The organism is Candidatus Synechococcus spongiarum, assembly GCF_900047545.1.
Taxonomy (GTDB): Bacteria; Cyanobacteriota; Cyanobacteriia; order PCC-6307; family Cyanobiaceae; genus Synechococcus_B; species Synechococcus_B spongiarum_C.
Genome location: NZ_FITM01000068.1, coordinates 1 through 14,199 on the forward strand (window position 1 = coordinate 1; position 14,199 = coordinate 14,199).

12 protein-coding genes are annotated in these 14,199 nt (G+C 61.9%); 8 read left to right on the plus strand and 4 right to left on the minus strand.

What is annotated here, in order from left to right; all coding sequences use genetic code 11:
* Positions 1-145: 145 nt before the first annotated feature.
* From FLM9_RS02580 to FLM9_RS02600, 5 genes are all read left to right on the plus strand, one after another.
* On the plus strand, positions 146-862 hold the full coding sequence (locus FLM9_RS02580; RefSeq protein ID WP_143324568.1) for a hypothetical protein: 717 nt from the start codon (positions 146-148) through the stop codon (positions 860-862).
* Complete coding sequence (locus FLM9_RS02585) at positions 859-1,185, plus strand: hypothetical protein (protein ID WP_074457118.1); 327 nt, start codon at positions 859-861, stop codon at positions 1,183-1,185. Before FLM9_RS02580 ends, FLM9_RS02585 begins: the two co-directional genes overlap by 4 nt.
* Positions 1,186-1,700: 515 nt before the next feature.
* Positions 1,701-2,288, plus strand: a complete 588-nt coding sequence (hemJ, locus tag FLM9_RS02590) for a protoporphyrinogen oxidase HemJ (protein ID WP_074457119.1) — start codon at positions 1,701-1,703, stop codon at positions 2,286-2,288.
* A gap of 10 nt (positions 2,289-2,298) precedes the next feature.
* A complete protein-coding gene (locus tag FLM9_RS02595) occupies positions 2,299-2,943 on the plus strand; it encodes a PHP domain-containing protein (RefSeq protein ID WP_257242969.1) in 645 nt (214 codons plus the stop codon).
* A gap of 102 nt (positions 2,944-3,045) precedes the next feature.
* Complete coding sequence (locus tag FLM9_RS02600) at positions 3,046-3,537, plus strand: hypothetical protein (protein ID WP_074457127.1); 492 nt, start codon at positions 3,046-3,048, stop codon at positions 3,535-3,537.
* Here FLM9_RS02600 and cobN read toward each other — a convergent pair.
* Positions 3,534-7,139: a cobaltochelatase subunit CobN gene (gene cobN / locus FLM9_RS02605; RefSeq protein WP_074457121.1), complete on the minus strand. Its 3,606-nt coding sequence runs from the start codon at positions 7,137-7,139 to the stop codon at positions 3,534-3,536. The genes FLM9_RS02600 and cobN overlap by 4 nt on opposite strands.
* 34 nt (positions 7,140-7,173) lie before the next feature.
* On the opposite strand from cobN, the gene FLM9_RS02610 reads away from it, so the two are divergent.
* A complete protein-coding gene (locus tag FLM9_RS02610; protein ID WP_074457122.1) occupies positions 7,174-8,094 on the plus strand; it encodes a branched-chain amino acid transaminase in 921 nt (306 codons plus the stop codon).
* A 26-nt stretch (positions 8,095-8,120) separates the two neighbouring features.
* The gene (gene metH / locus FLM9_RS02615; RefSeq protein WP_257242970.1) at positions 8,121-11,747 is read left to right on the plus strand and encodes a methionine synthase; all 3,627 of its coding nucleotides are present in this window, start codon (positions 8,121-8,123) and stop codon (positions 11,745-11,747) included.
* A gap of 76 nt (positions 11,748-11,823) precedes the next feature.
* On the opposite strand, the gene FLM9_RS02620 is transcribed toward metH, so the two are convergent.
* Positions 11,824-12,054: a DUF8667 family protein gene (locus FLM9_RS02620; RefSeq protein ID WP_074457128.1), complete on the minus strand. Its 231-nt coding sequence runs from the start codon at positions 12,052-12,054 to the stop codon at positions 11,824-11,826.
* 148 nt (positions 12,055-12,202) lie between these two features.
* On the opposite strand from FLM9_RS02620, the gene FLM9_RS02625 reads away from it, so the two are divergent.
* Positions 12,203-12,604 (plus strand): DUF2237 family protein, encoded by a 402-nt coding sequence (locus FLM9_RS02625; RefSeq protein WP_074457124.1) that lies wholly within the window; start codon positions 12,203-12,205, stop codon positions 12,602-12,604.
* Between the two features lie 4 nt (positions 12,605-12,608).
* On the opposite strand, the gene FLM9_RS02630 is transcribed toward FLM9_RS02625, so the two are convergent.
* Together FLM9_RS02630 and FLM9_RS02635 are read right to left on the minus strand one after the other, a co-directional pair.
* Positions 12,609-13,400 (minus strand): SDR family NAD(P)-dependent oxidoreductase, encoded by a 792-nt coding sequence (locus tag FLM9_RS02630; RefSeq protein WP_257242971.1) that lies wholly within the window; start codon positions 13,398-13,400, stop codon positions 12,609-12,611.
* A 12-nt stretch (positions 13,401-13,412) separates the two neighbouring features.
* Positions 13,413-14,165 carry a retron system putative HNH endonuclease gene (locus FLM9_RS02635; protein WP_074457126.1) on the minus strand — a complete coding sequence of 251 codons (753 nt, stop codon included), beginning with the start codon at positions 14,163-14,165 and terminating at the stop codon, positions 13,413-13,415.
* Positions 14,166-14,199 lie beyond the last annotated feature (34 nt).

Sequence of the window (14,199 nt, forward strand, 5' to 3'; positions counted from 1 at the left end):
TCCAGCGTTTCGGACGCATCGACCGCATTGGCAGCCACAATGACACCGTCTATATCCGCACAAGGCCTCAGGAGGAGCAGCGGCAAAATCTTATTTATTATTTAAGACAAAAACTGACGACTTTGCGGGCATGCTCCCCAGTATCGTGGATTCCATCAGTACTGAGGCGCAGCGATTCTACGATCAACATTTCTCAGTAGATGATCCGACAAAGGTAACGCTTAAGCTGGATGTGATTACGCTGCCGGCCGCAACCGGGTCGAACCAGAACAACTTCAGATTCACCCGCCCAGTCATCAAGTTCGGTATCCAGATGGACGGTAAGACCATTCACCGCCCGCAAACCTTTTTGAATGAAGCCAAGCTGACCCAGCTTGCCCTTTCGGTACGCTTCGCTGCCTCGCTCGTCAATCTTCACGAATCTGACCTGAAGCTGTTGGTGATCGATGACCTACTGATCAGCCTGGACATGAGTAACCGCATGAAGGTAGCTGAAATTTTGCTCTCGAAACAGTTCAACGACTACCAGAAGGTCATCCTTACCCATGACTTGGAATTATTCAATGAGTTTCGGCGATTGATAGCCAATGGCATCGATAAATGGTGTATCCGTACCCTGAAGGGCGATGCCAAAGATGGCATCACTGCCAAAGTGAACGAGAAGCCGCTAGACAAGGCACGACAATATATTAAGGGTCACGATCTGGAAGAGGCCGCCGTGCAGTTGCGCAAGGCTGCTGAAGAAACGGTCAAACATACCGTCGCTTGGCAATGGGTGAAACGCCGAGACCTGGAAAGTTTCATTCGCTGTCTGAAGATCTCAAGGCCGCCCGTAATCATCTCGAAAAGCAGCTTCCCATGAAGTTGTATAAAGATTTCATTGCCAGTACTCCTGAAGAGCACCGGGACAAGCTCGTGTGTGCCTCAAATGCGGATCTGGACGCTGATACCTCGCTCGACCCAGCTACGAAGGGAAAACTGAAGACACAGAGGTGTCGCCTGCGGCGGTTCCTATCCAATACCGCCTGGCAACAGGCCGAGGCCATCGAAACCATCGATGCTGTGATACGCATGAAAGACCGGGTTTTGAACCTCGCCGCTCACTGGGGAGAGGAGCCCTTGTACCAAGCCGAGTTGGACAAGGCGCTGAAGCTGGTTTCCCGACTGGAACGGGTTTTGACATGAAGAGGGTGCGGTGCCATCATGCCATGGGCGAAGTGTTTCATATCTACTGCGATAAGTCCTGCCATTTAAAACATGGCCACCAGAATTCTATGGGTAACCCTGGAACCCCCCTCCGCCCCAGTCCGGCTTTTTGAAAAGCCTTGCTGTGACAGAAGAGCCGGAATCCTGTGTGGACCCACTTTAAGGTTTTCCAGCGTTTCCTATGGTACTTGGTGACACCTGTAAATGGTCTTTCTCCTTGTAACTGAGCAGAACAATCAGCCTCTTACATAAGCCATAGAATTGAGTGCCTGACAACTGGTGGGTACCACGAAGAATTGCCATCCCCCCGGCTGGAAAAGTCTGCTGGCTCACGCAAACCCTCTTCACAATTGACTTTCTCATGGTGTGAGGACATCCCGCGTGGGAAGCTTGCCCTCGCTTACCTGGGAACGACGGGAAGCACACCGGCGAGAAGCACACCCCAGCAAGCTATGCTGTAATGAGATCTGGCCCCTCCATCTCCCCCCTCCCCGATGGCGCTCCACCTGCCGCCAGAGACTTATCTCTGGTTCAAGACCTTCCACGTCATTGGGGTGGTGGTGTGGTTTGCCGGGCTATTCTATCTGGTGCGTCTCTTCATCTACCACGTGGAGGCGGACGCCCTCAGCCCCGATGCCCAGGCGGTGCTCAAGCCCCAATACACCTTGATGGAGAAGCGGCTGGCCAACATCATTACCACCCCCGGCATGGTGGTGACGGTGGCCATGGCCGTGGGCCTGTTGGCGGCCAATCCCGGTTGGCTTCACCAGAGCTGGCTGCACATCAAGCTGGCCTTCGTGGCCCTGCTGCTGGTCTACCACCTGTTCTGCTATCGGCTGATGGGGCAGTTGCAGCAAGGCATATGCACCTGGAGCAGTGGCAAACTGCGGGCCCTCAACGAAGCCCCCACCCTGCTGCTGGTGGTGATCGTGATGTTGGCCGTCTTCAAGGCCCAATTCCCCACAGGCCCTGCCACCTGGCTGGTGGTGGCCCTGGTTGTTTTTATGGCGTTGGCCATTCAATTCTATGCCCGCAAGCGTCGACGGGATGCGGAGCAGCAGGCCCTCTCCCAGGGGGCCTGATGGTTGCTCCGTGTCCCATCCTCTGGCAAAGGTTCTGGCGACGGTGGACCGCCGTAGCTGCCCTGGGTGGTGCAACTTTCACTGCCACACCACATGCAGTGACGGCAGCCTGACACCGCAGGAGTTGGCCGTTCAGGCCACCGACCTGGGGCTGGAGCACCTGGCCATTACGGACCACCACAGCCACCGGGCCTACCCCCTGGCCCAACACACCCTGGCGACGCTGCAACAGCAGGGGTGCGCTGTCCCCAAGCTTTGGCGTGGCGTTGAGATCAGTGCCGTGCTCAACACCTGTCTTGTGCATATTCTTGCCCTGGGCTACGGCGAGGAAGCACCCCTGATGCCCTATCTACAGGGGGAAGCCGCCTATGGGGAGGCATTGCAGGCCTCGGTGGTGGTGCGCGCCATTCACGGTGCGGGCGGCCTGGCCTCCCTGGCCCATCCAGCCCGCTACCGGCTGGATTTCCGTTGTCTGATCCAGGCGGCCCGGCAGTTGCAGTTCGATGCTGTGGAGACCTGGTACGACTACGACATGCTCCCCCGGTGGTGCCCGTCGCCCTTGATCTGTGACGACGTGGATCAACTGCGCCAGGATCTGGGGCTGTTGGCCAGTTGCGGGACAGACACCCACAGCACCAGCCTGAAAGGTCGCTGACGGCAGCGGCGTGCTGCCTTTGCGCATCGTTGCAAAATGGCGGACCTGGCAACGGTGTCCTGGACTTTCTCTAAAATTTTTTCATTGTTTGCCTCCCAGCCCATGGGATTGTTCGACCGGTTTCTTGCCAAGCCCGGCCAGGCTGAAAACACCAGCGATCAGCCGTTCTTCCTGGACAGCGACGCGGCGCAAACCGTGGGTGACATGTCCTACCTGCGCTCCTCCAACACCATCCGCCGCACCTTTCCAAAATCAGCCTCCTTGCCGGAGGGGGGTGAAGTGGTACAAGAGGTGGGCGCCATGGCGTCTCGTGTGACCAAGGCCACTAGAGGTGTGCCGGAGGACAGGGCCGCCGCCGCAAGCAGTGGTCCGGCAGCGGTCACGGCCACCACCACGGGCGGCAAAGTGCGCAAGACCTTTGCCCAGACCATGAGCCCCCAGGAGTTGGCCCAGCGGCTACGGGGTGGTTCCGTCAAAAGGAAGAAAGCCACTGCTGCGGTCCGGGAAGGACGTGCCGTGCCCAGGAGTTCGATCAGCAACAAACCGGGCTCCATTGATCCCTTCCGCACCATGGTGCGGGACGTGACCAGCTAGGTACGCTCCAGATCGGCATCCACCTGGCGCACCAGTGCTTCAAGGGCCTGAATCTGCTCCTCCTTGGCATCCTCCCATAGGCCACGGCGGTGCGCCTCCAACAGTCGCTCTCCCATCTCCTGCAGTGCCCACGGGTTGCTGCGTTTTAGTGCAGCTTGGCGTCCGGGCTCCAGGAGCCACTGCTGGGCAATGGCGCTATAGGCCCAGTCCGGCACCACCCCGGTGCTGGCGTCATAGGCAAACAGGTAGTTCAAGCTGGCGCTCAACTCGAAGCCGCCCCGATACCCATGGCGACCCATGCCCTCCAGCCAGCGGGGATTCAGCAGGCGTGAGCGAATCACCTTATCCAGTTCGCGGGCCAGACGGTGGACCCGTGGGCGCTCGGGTCGGGCATGGTCTCCAAACCAGAGGGCAGGAAACCGGCCCCGCAGGTGGGTCACCGTCGCCGCCAGGCCGCCTTGGAACTGGTAGTAGTCATCGGAATCCAGCAGGTCGTGCTCCCGGTTGTCCTGGTTGTGGAGCACCCCGTCCACCTGACGCAGTCGGTTGCAGAGACCGTCTCGATCCTGACGCACTTGCAGTTCACCCGTTGCGCTGCTGCTGTAGCGCCATTGGCTCCAGTTGAGGAAGGCGGTGGCCAGATCCCCGGTGGTCTCCCAGGCGCCGCTGTCCATCAAACCCTGCAACCCGGCGCCGTAGGCCCCCGGCGCGGAGCCGTAGATCTGGCCCAGGCTCTCCCCGGTGGTCTGCTGTAACAGCAGCCCGGCCCGGTGCATCAGGTCCACCAGATTGGGAAACGCATCCCGAAATAACCCGGAAATCCGCAACGTCACGTCCACCCGGGGGCGTCCCAGTTGGGCCAGGGGGATCACCTCCAGGTCCACCACCCGCCGTTGCTGGCCGTCCCACACGGGCCGCACCCCCATGAGCGCCAAGGCCTGGGCAATCTCGTCGCCACCGTTGCGCATGGTGGCCGTCCCCCACACACTCAGGGCCAGGTGACGTAGGGGCTCGCCCTGTTGCTGCTCATGCTGCTCCAGCAACAACGCTGCAGCGCGGCGCCCCAGATCCCATGCGGCTTCCGTGGGTAGCCCCCGCAAGTCAACACTGTAGAAATTGCGCCCGGTGGGCAGCACGTCCAGGCGGCCACGGGTGGGGGCTCCAGCGGGGCCTGGGGGAATCCGCCCCCCTGCCAGGGCACGGAGTAGGGAGTGTTGTTCCCGGGATGGGCAGGCATCCAGGCGGGGCACCACGTCGGCAGTGACCTGCTCCAGGCAGTGGCGACTCCGCTGGCCTGGCGCCGTGGCCTTCCCCTCCAGCAGCTCCATGGCCCAGTCCTCCAGCGCGGCCATGGCGTCACCGGCACAGCGGGCCGTGGCGGGAAGATGTAGCCGTTGCCGGTCCTGCCGGCTCAGGGCCGCATCCTCTTCGCTGGCCCAGGGATCCAGCGCCAGGCCAAGATCCAGGGCCATGGCCTGGGTAAGGCCGGGCTGGTCCCCCCGTGGGCAGCGAGCCAAGGCCAGCAGAAGCTCCAGCCGCTGCTGTGGCTCTGGCGCCACCCCATAGCAGTGCAACCCCGTGCGGATTTGGGCCTCTTTCAGTTCACAGAGATAGCCGTCGGCCTGCTCCAACCGCTGGTCCAGGTCGCCTTCGGCATCCAGGTGGAGCGCCGCCAGCACTGCGTCCAACTCCCGGCGCAACCGGGGAGCGCGATCACTGCCCAGTTGCAGCGCCTGCCAGTATTCATCCAACCGTTGCTCCAGGACAGCCTCCTGGCCATGGAGACCAGCCCGGGCCAGGGGTGGGGTGAGGTGGTCCAGGATCAGGGCCTGGCTGCGGCGCTTGGCCTGGGCCCCTTCTCCCGGATCGTTGACGATGAAGGGATAAAGATGGGGCAGTGGACCCAGGGCCAGATCCGGGAAGCAATTGTTAGAGAGGCCCACACCCTTGCCCGGCAGCCATTCCAGGTTGCCGTGCTTGCCGAAGTGGATCACCCCGTCAGCGTGGTGGACCGTTTGCAGCCAGTGGTAGGTGGCCAGGTAGTGGTGGGTGGGTGGCAGATCCGGGCTGTGGTAGCTGAGTTGGGGATCCCGCTCATAGCCGCGGCTGGGCTGAATCAACACCACCACTGCACCAAAATGGCAGCCGTGGATAGCAAAGCCCTCGCTCTCCAGGTGGTCGTCCTGGGCGGGTGGTCCCCAGCGCTCCAGCACCGCTTGCCGTGCCGGGGCAGGAAGCTGGACAAACCAGGTTTCATAGGCGTCCAAGGGCAAGTGGGCCATGGGAGCCAGGGGCAGGCTGCGGGGATCGTTGCTGCGCCCCCTGACGAGCCTGTGGATCAACTGGTCTCCATTGCTGGGCAGTTCCCCAGCCACGCCGTAGCCCGCTGCCGCCAGCCAACCCAGACAGGCCGCCACACTGGCGGGGGTGTCCAGGCCCACGCCGTTGGCCAGGTGGCTGTTGCGGGTTGGATAGTTGGCCAGAACAATGGCCAGACGCCGCTGGGGTGGCGGTGTGGCGGCCAGATGCAGCCAGGCTCGGGCCCATTGGCCGCACCACCTCAGCCGCTCCGCCACCGGGGTGTAACGCAACAACGCACAGTCCAGCTGGGGGTGGCGCTGCTGCACCTCCTTGAAACTCACCACCCGCCCCAAGAGTCGTCCATCCAACTCCGGCAGCACCACCTGCATCCCCAAATCCCGGGGTCCCAGGCCCACGCTGCTCTCCCGCCAGGCCTGGCGGGTGCCGCTGCTGCAGACCATCTGCAGGACGGGGCAGTCCAGCTCGTCCCAAAGGCTGGCGCCAGCCTCTGCCGCCCCTGTCGCTGCCCCGACTGCCGCAAAGCCTGTGGCGGTGAGCACCAGTTTCACCCGCTGCCGGCGCCAGAGGGCCACAATGCCGGACTGAATTCCGGGTGTGCGCAGACCACTGATCAGCAATGCCTTGGGGGCCAGGCCCGCTGCCCGCAGGCTGGCCACGGTGGCATCCACCAGGGCGACATCACCCGCCTGGGCCATGGCTCGATAGAACAGGACCCCCACGGCCGGCCCCGGGTCACCCTGGCGCCAGTCATGGGGGAGGGGATCGGCCAGGGGCACCGGTTGGGGGCATTGGGGCTCCACACCGGCCGCCAGGTCTTGCAGCACCGCCACCACACCCGCCAGGTTGTCGGGTCCACCCCAACGGAGAGCGTCCCCCAGGGCCCGAGTCAGTGCTGGCGCGGTGCTGCTGAGGCTCTCCAGCTCCGGATCCGGCGCCACCCCGTCCAGCACCACCAGGCATCCCCCGGCGGCCTGCCACTCCTGTAGATGCTCCAGGCCGTAGCTCCATACACCACGTCCCCCCAGAAGACGCAGCAGCACCACCCGGGCCTTGGCCACGGTGGTGCGCAAGTAGTGGTCCACCACGGCAGGATGGGCCAGGGCGGCAATGTTCAGGCCCCGCATGGGACACGGCTGGGGCGCACGCTCCAGCACGGTGGCCATGGTGGCCAGGTCCGTGTCCGCGCTGGTCAGCATCAGGATCGGGGCGGGATTCTGCTCCACCAGCAGTGGGCCAACCTGGCCGTCGTCAACGCCGGGAAGGGCTGCGAGACGATGCATGGGAAGATCGGATTACACCACCAACGTCACCACAATGCATGGGTTTCTTCCCTACGTCTGGTTTGAGGGCAAATGCCGACCCTTTGTCGAGGCAAAGCTGTCCATCGCCACCCATGCGCTTCACTACGGCACGGCAGCCTTTGGCGGCCTGCGGGCCATTCCGGACCCCAGCGACGCCCATCAGATGCTCTTCTTCCGCCTGGATCGCCACGCCCGTCGGCTGAGCCAAAGCGCCGGCTTTCTCAACACCTCCCTCTCCAGCGAGGAGATTCTCGCCGGGGTGGAGGCGGTGATTAAGGCCAATCAGCCCCGGGTGCCCATTTACCTGCGCCCTTTGGTGTATACCAGCGATCTGGGCATTGCTCCGCGCCTCCACAGTATCGAGACGGACTTTCTAATCTACGGGCTGGAGCTGGGGGACTACCTCTCCCCGGAGGGGGTGAACTGCCGCTTCAGCTCCTGGACACGCCAGGAGGACCGCTCCCTACCCCTGCGGGGCAAAATTAGCGGTGCCTACATCACCTCGTCCCTGGCCAAAACCGAGGCTGTCAAAAGTGGCTTTGACGAAGCCATCCTGATGAACAGCCAGGGGAAAGTCTGTGAAGCCTCGGGAATGAACGTTTTCATTGTTCGGGACGGCGTGCTTCACACACCGGGTGTGAACCAGGACATCCTGGAGGGCGTCACCCGGGCCAGTGTCATCACCATGGCCCGGTCCATGGGATACGAGGTGGTGGAGCGGGGCATTGACAAGACGGAACTGCTGCTGGCCGACGAGGTGTTTCTCACCGGCACCGCTGCCCGCATCACCCCTGTGCGCCGCATTGAAACCACGGAGTTGGCCAGTGAGCGCCCCATCATGGAGCGGCTCCGCCACCGTCTCCAGGCCATCACGGAAGGGCGGGACGAAGAATTCCGCCATTGGGTCACCGTGATTTCCACGGGTGGCGCGTAAATTCAAGTCCACTGCCAATGGGAACCATGGCCCACAGTGCTGACGTCCCCAGCACTTTTCTGCAGCGACTCCATAGCCCCGAGCGGCCCGTTCTGGTGTTTGACGGGGGCACGGGCACGTCCCTGCAGCGCCATGACCTGACCGCCAAGGATTTTGGCGGACCCGAACTGGAGGGCTGCAACGAGCATCTGGTGTTCACCCGCCCTGATGTGGTGCAGGCGGTGCATCGCAGCTTCCTTGAGGTGGGGTGTGACGTGATTGAAACCAACAGCTTCGGCGCCACACCCCTGGTGCTGGGGGAATACGGCCTGGCCGAGCAGGCCTATGCCATCAACAGGCGGGGGGCGGAGTTGGCCGCGGAGATGGCCCGCGAGTTCAGTGGTGAAGGCAAGCCCCGCTTTGTGGCCGGGTCCATGGGACCCACCACCAAACTGCCCACCCTGGCTCAGGTGGATTTTGACCAACTGCGGGCTGATTTTGCCCTGCAGGCCAGGGGGTTAATGGATGGGGGTGTGGATCTGCTGCTGCTGGAGACCTGCCAGGACGTGTTGCAGATCAAGGCTGGTCTCCAGGGTTTGGAGGAGGCCATGGCGGCTGTGGGTCGCCGGCTGCCCGTGATGGTCTCGGTGACCATGGAGACCACGGGCACCATGCTGGTGGGTGCTGATACGGCGGCGGTGGTCACCATTCTGGAGCCCTTCCCCATTGACGTGTTGGGGCTGAATTGCGCCACCGGCCCGGATTTAATGAAGCCCCATGTGCGCTACTTCAGCGAACAATCCCCATTTGTGATCAGTTGCATTCCCAATGCGGGCCTGCCGGAAAACGTGGGGGGTGTGGCCCATTACCGGCTGACCCCGATGGAGATGCGCATGGCCCTTCACCACTTTGTGGAAGATTTGGGTGTGCAAATTATCGGAGGCTGCTGCGGCACCACACCGGCCCATATTGAAGCACTGGTGCAACACTGCCAACAGCTTCAGCCTGCCCCCCGGCCTGTTCGCCACTCCGGGAACGACACAATACTTCCCTCGAGTTACCAGAGCGCTGCTGCTTCCATTTATACCAGAACAACCTATCATCAAGACAATTCTTTTCTCATTATTGGCGAGCGCCTCAATGCCAGCGGCTCAAAAAAAGTGCGAGAACTTCTCAACCGGGACGATTGGGACGGCCTGGTGAGCATTGCCCGGCAGCAGGTGAACGAAAACGCCCATCTTCTGGATGTGAATGTGGATTTTGTGGGCCGCGATGGCGTCATCGATATGAAAGCCCTGGTGCAACGCCTGGTGACCAACGTGAATCTACCGCTGATGCTGGATTCCACCGAATGGCAAAAGATGGAGGCGGGCCTGAAGGTGGCCGGGGGCAAGTGTATTCTTAATTCCACAAACTATGAAGACGGTGAGCCACGTTTTTATAAAGTGCTGGAGTTGGCCAAGCGGTTTGGCGCCGGTGTGGTGGTGGGCACCATTGATGAAGAGGGTATGGCCCGCACCGCCGAGAAAAAGCTGGCCATTGCCCAACGCGCCTACCGGGATGCCTTAGCCTACGGTCTCCCCCCACAAGAGTTGTTCTTCGACCCCCTGGCGCTGCCCATCTCCACCGGTGTGGAGGAGGACCGCCGCAACGGGGCCGCCACCTTGGCGGCCATTGGCCGTATTCGCCAACAGATGCCGGAGGTGCATGTGGTGCTGGGCATTTCCAACGTGAGCTTTGGTCTCTCGCCCGCAACCCGCATGGCGCTCAACTCCGTCTTCCTCCATGACTGCTGTTCAGCGGGGTTGGATGCCGCCATTGTCTCTCCTGTCAAGATTCTCCCCTTGCATAAGATCAGCCCGGAGCAACAGGAGGTGTGCCGCGATTTAATCCACGACCGCCGTCGCTTTGCCGGCGATGTCTGCACCTATGATCCCCTTACGGCTCTCACGGAGATGTTTGCCGGGGTGAGTGGCCAGGCGGCAAGAGCCACGGGACCGCGTTTGGCGGATTTACCGGTGGAGGAGCGCCTGAAACAACACATTATTGACGGGGAGCGGCTCAACCTGGAGGAATCCCTGGCAGTGGCTTTACAGAAGACTCCGCCTTTGGAGATTGTCAACCGCTTTCTCCTGGACGGGATGAAAGTGGTGGGTGAACTCTTTGGTTCCGGGCAAATGCAGTTGCCCTTTGTGCTGCAATCCGCCCAGACTATGAAGGCCGCTGTGGCCTATCTGGAACCCCATATGGAAAAAACCGACGGGCAGAACCAGGCCCGGAGTAAGGTGTTGATAGCCACCGTCAAGGGGGATGTTCATGATATTGGTAAAAATCTCGTTGATATCATCCTCACCAATAACGGCTATGAAGTGATTAACCTGGGCATCAAACAGGACGTGACAGCTATTATCAATGCCCAACAGGAGCACCAGGCGGATTGCATCTGCATGAGTGGCTTGTTGGTGAAATCAACAGCCTTCATGAAAGACAACCTGGCGGCATTCAACGATGCTGGCATCCAGGTGCCGGTCATCCTGGGGGGTGCAGCCCTCACCCCCCGGTTTGTCCATCGGGATTGCCGTGCGGTGTACCGGGGTCAGGTGGTCTACGGCAAGGATGCCTTCACCGACCTGCGCTTCATGGATGCCTACCTGAAGGCCCGTCAGGCGCACCGCTGGGATCATCGGCAGGGATTTCTGGACGGCATTCCGCCAGGGGTGGGTCTGGTCCATGAAGAGACCACAGCCCCAACTGCCCCGGATACGTCAGCAGCCGACGCCCCTGGCAAAGGGAGCAGCACTGCGGCAGAGCCTGCTGCCCAGCCCCCTGGTGAAACCACGGAGCGTTCTGCGGCAGTTCCGGAAGAACCTGCGGTGCAGCCGCCGTTTCTCGGCAGACGCCTGCTGCGCAGCCCTGAGATTCCCCTGGAGGAGGTGGCGGCCTACCTGGATCGCCAAGCCCTGTTTGTGGGCCAGTGGCAGTTGCGCCGCGGCAAAAATCAATCCAAGGCGGACCATGGGGCCCTGTTGCGCACCACCGCCGAACCCACCCTGGAGCATTGGCTGGAGCGCTGTCGCCAGGACCAACTGCTCCAACCGGCCGTGGCCTACGGCTACTTCCCCTGTGGCCGGCGGGGCAACAGCCTCCAGGTGTTTGATCCCCAGGGGCAGCAGCGACTGGGGGAGTTTGTGTTTCCCCGGCAACGCTCCGGCAACCGCTACTGCATTGCCGACTTTTACCGGGATGTGGCTAACGACCAGCCGACGGACGTGTTGCCCATGCAGGCCGTCACCATGGGGAAGCGGGCCAGCAGGTTTGCCCAGGAACTCTTCCGCAGCCATGCCTACAGCGACTACCTCTACTTCCATGGCCTGGCGGTGCAAATGGCCGAAGCCCTGGCGGAATGGATCCATGCCCGCATCCGCCGTGGCTGCGGTTTTGGGGACCAGGAACCGGGCGCCCTGCGGGACGTGCTGGCCCAGCGTTATCGGGGCAGCCGTTACTCCTTCGGCTATCCGGCTTGCCCCAACGTGGCCGACTCCCGCCAACAACTGGCCTGGCTCGGGGCCGAGGCCATCGGCCTGACCATGGACAGCAGCGATCAACTCCAGCCCGAGCAGAGCACCACTGCCCTGGTGGCCCTTCACGCCAAAGCTCGGTACTTCAGCGCCTAGGCCTGGCACCCCCCGGCCCAACCCCCAGGCTGCGCCGAAGGCCACCTGCCAGCGGGCTTGTGCTCAGCCCTGATTCTCAGTCCTGGCAGAACATCTCCAGGGCGTCAATCACCTGCTGCTGGAACTCCTCCATGGCGTCACCCTCGGCCAGATCTATCCCTTCCCCAGCGGCATTCTGGGCCAGGTCTTGAAAGTGGAAGGCCCCTTCGCCGTTGGCCAGGAACTCCATGGCCGACACCTCACCACTCTCCTTGAACGCATCCGCCAGTGCCATAAAGGCCGCATCTTCCGTGAATTCCCAATCCATGTCCATGGGATCGTTGAGTCTCGGTTGCTGTGGAACGATTCAGACCTCTAGCGCCATCCCCCCTGTTTCGTCAATACCCTGCCCATACGGCAAAAACAGTTCATCAAGGCGCCAGACTTGGTGTTGCGCCCTCGCCCCTCCCTGATCCATGACCAGCACCCATGCTCAACCCCGTAACGTTCTGGGCGGCGCCCTGGAGACGTGCAGCTGCCAGCCCATGACCGGCTGGATGCGGGACGGCGTCTGCCACACCGATGCCCTGGACGTTGGCCGCCACACGGTCTGTGCAGTGGTGACCGCATCCTTTCTCTCCTACAGCAGCGCCCAGGGAAACGACCTGAGCACACCGCGGCTGGAATACTCCTTCCCCGGCCTCCAACCTGGTGATCGCTGGTGTGTCTGCGCCAGCCGCTGGCAGCAGGCCCTGGAGGACGGCATGGCGCCACCGGTGGTGCTGGCCGCCACGGAGATCTCCACCCTGGATCTCGTTTCCCTGGAAGACCTGAAGGCCCATGTCTGGTCAGGGGAGAGCAACCCCACCGGCGGCTGACGCCTCACCAGGGAATGGGTTGGCCATCCCAGGCCCAGAAGCCGCCACTGTCCTGGGGTGTGAGGCCCAGCAGCACCCCCAGCAGGGCGGCGGCGCTGAAGTCCGGCGTGAACAGTTTGGCGGGGGGAACCCGTGCCTGAAAGGGTTTGGACAGGGGACTGTCCGTGGTGCCGGGATGGAGGCAGGCCACGCACACACCGGGCATGGTGCGGCGCCATTCCAGGGCGACCGTCTTGAGCAACTGGTTCTGGGCAGCCTTGGCGGCGCGGTAGCTGTACCAACCACCCAGGTGGTTGTCGCCGATGCTGCCCACCCGGGCCGACAGGCTGGCAAACCAGGCCTGTCCAGAGCGCTTCAACATCGGCTCCACCACCTGGGCAAGGAGCACCGGTCCCCAGGCGTTGATGGCAAAGCTCTGGTGCAGCGCAGAACGTTGCAGAGCAGCCAGGCGCTTTTCAGGGGTCTGATGGGGGGCTGGGCCATGGAGCCAGCCGCTGGCATTGAACACCAGTCGCAGGGGGCGATCCAGTCGGTCCAGGTGGGTCTCGAGATCCGCCAACTGCTCATCACGGCACAGATCCAGGATGCCGTAGGCCAGGCGATCAGGGGCCTGCTGGAGCAGCTGCCGGGTATCCGGTCGCGGGTCCGGGGTTCGTCCCGTGAGGGTGAGGGTCAACGCCGGCGCCTGATCCAACAGCAACCGCACCATGGCGCGCCCCAAGGCGCCATCGGCCACCACCAGGCCATGGCCTTGGAGTGCTGCAGCTCCAGATTTCATCGTAGAGGGATTTTGCATGGGGAGATTAACCTATATCCACTCTCGCGGCTCTTCCGCCAGAATTCTCTCAGCCACCGGGCCGAAGTATGAGCGGCTAGTGGAGAAGAATGGCGGTAGGCGGCCGTCCTCCCCCGGCAAGAGTTGCATACGGGCCGCTTCCTCCATCACCTGACGGTTATTGAAATGGTCCTCCGAGGTTGTGTGGAGGGTAGCCCACTGCTGCTTCCGGGCGCTCCGCAAGCGTGCGACGTTCAATCCCAGAATCTGGATAGTCTTCTCAACCCTGTTGACATCAATTTCGGCGTCTGTGCAAGCGTCTTTATCAGCACTGATCTTGCCCTCATCGTCTACTCTTACTAGAGACGGCAGCGGCGGCAAATCTCTTGGATCAATGAATTGCGGATCTATGCTGTTTCCCTTGGCCTCACCGAAACTGCGGTTTCCCTTGATCGGCTTTCGCTTCCGTGCATTATCATTGGTTGAGGGAGTAGTTCCACCTTGGCAGCAGAGCATCATATTGTCCGGTTTCAGTTCACCAGCCTTGTCACAACTTCGGGGCTTGACATGCTCGACTTGCTTGTCCTCTGGGATGATGTTGATCTCGCAGTACCCACATAGTCCATGCTGGACATAGCAGAGGGCTCTCACCAGCTTTCTGTAAGCCTTACCACCCTGGTGACTGCGGAAGCCCTCCCAGTTCGCTTGCTCGCCGTCACCCACCAGATAGTCCTTGAGACCCTTAAGACCGTTGCTAGCCTCGTCCAGTTTCCGGATTGGCTTCATCAGGACTTACCCATGTTCTGAAGCAGTTTACGGC

Coding starts and splice junctions, on each gene's coding strand:
- FLM9_RS02585 (WP_074457118.1), top strand. CDS start 859: ATGAAGTTGTATAAAGATTTCATTGCCAGTACTCCTGAAGAGCACCGG.
- hemJ (WP_074457119.1), top strand. CDS start 1,701: ATGGCGCTCCACCTGCCGCCAGAGACTTATCTCTGGTTCAAGACCTTC.
- FLM9_RS02600 (WP_074457127.1), top strand. CDS start 3,046: ATGGGATTGTTCGACCGGTTTCTTGCCAAGCCCGGCCAGGCTGAAAAC.
- cobN (WP_074457121.1), bottom strand. CDS start 7,139: ATGCATCGTCTCGCAGCCCTTCCCGGCGTTGACGACGGCCAGGTTGGC.
- FLM9_RS02610 (WP_074457122.1), top strand. CDS start 7,174: ATGCATGGGTTTCTTCCCTACGTCTGGTTTGAGGGCAAATGCCGACCC.
- metH (WP_257242970.1), top strand. CDS start 8,121: ATGGCCCACAGTGCTGACGTCCCCAGCACTTTTCTGCAGCGACTCCAT.
- FLM9_RS02620 (WP_074457128.1), bottom strand. CDS start 12,054: ATGGATTGGGAATTCACGGAAGATGCGGCCTTTATGGCACTGGCGGAT.
- FLM9_RS02625 (WP_074457124.1), top strand. CDS start 12,203: ATGACCAGCACCCATGCTCAACCCCGTAACGTTCTGGGCGGCGCCCTG.
- FLM9_RS02630 (WP_257242971.1), bottom strand. CDS start 13,400: ATGCAAAATCCCTCTACGATGAAATCTGGAGCTGCAGCACTCCAAGGC.
- FLM9_RS02635 (WP_074457126.1), bottom strand. CDS start 14,165: ATGAAGCCAATCCGGAAACTGGACGAGGCTAGCAACGGTCTTAAGGGT.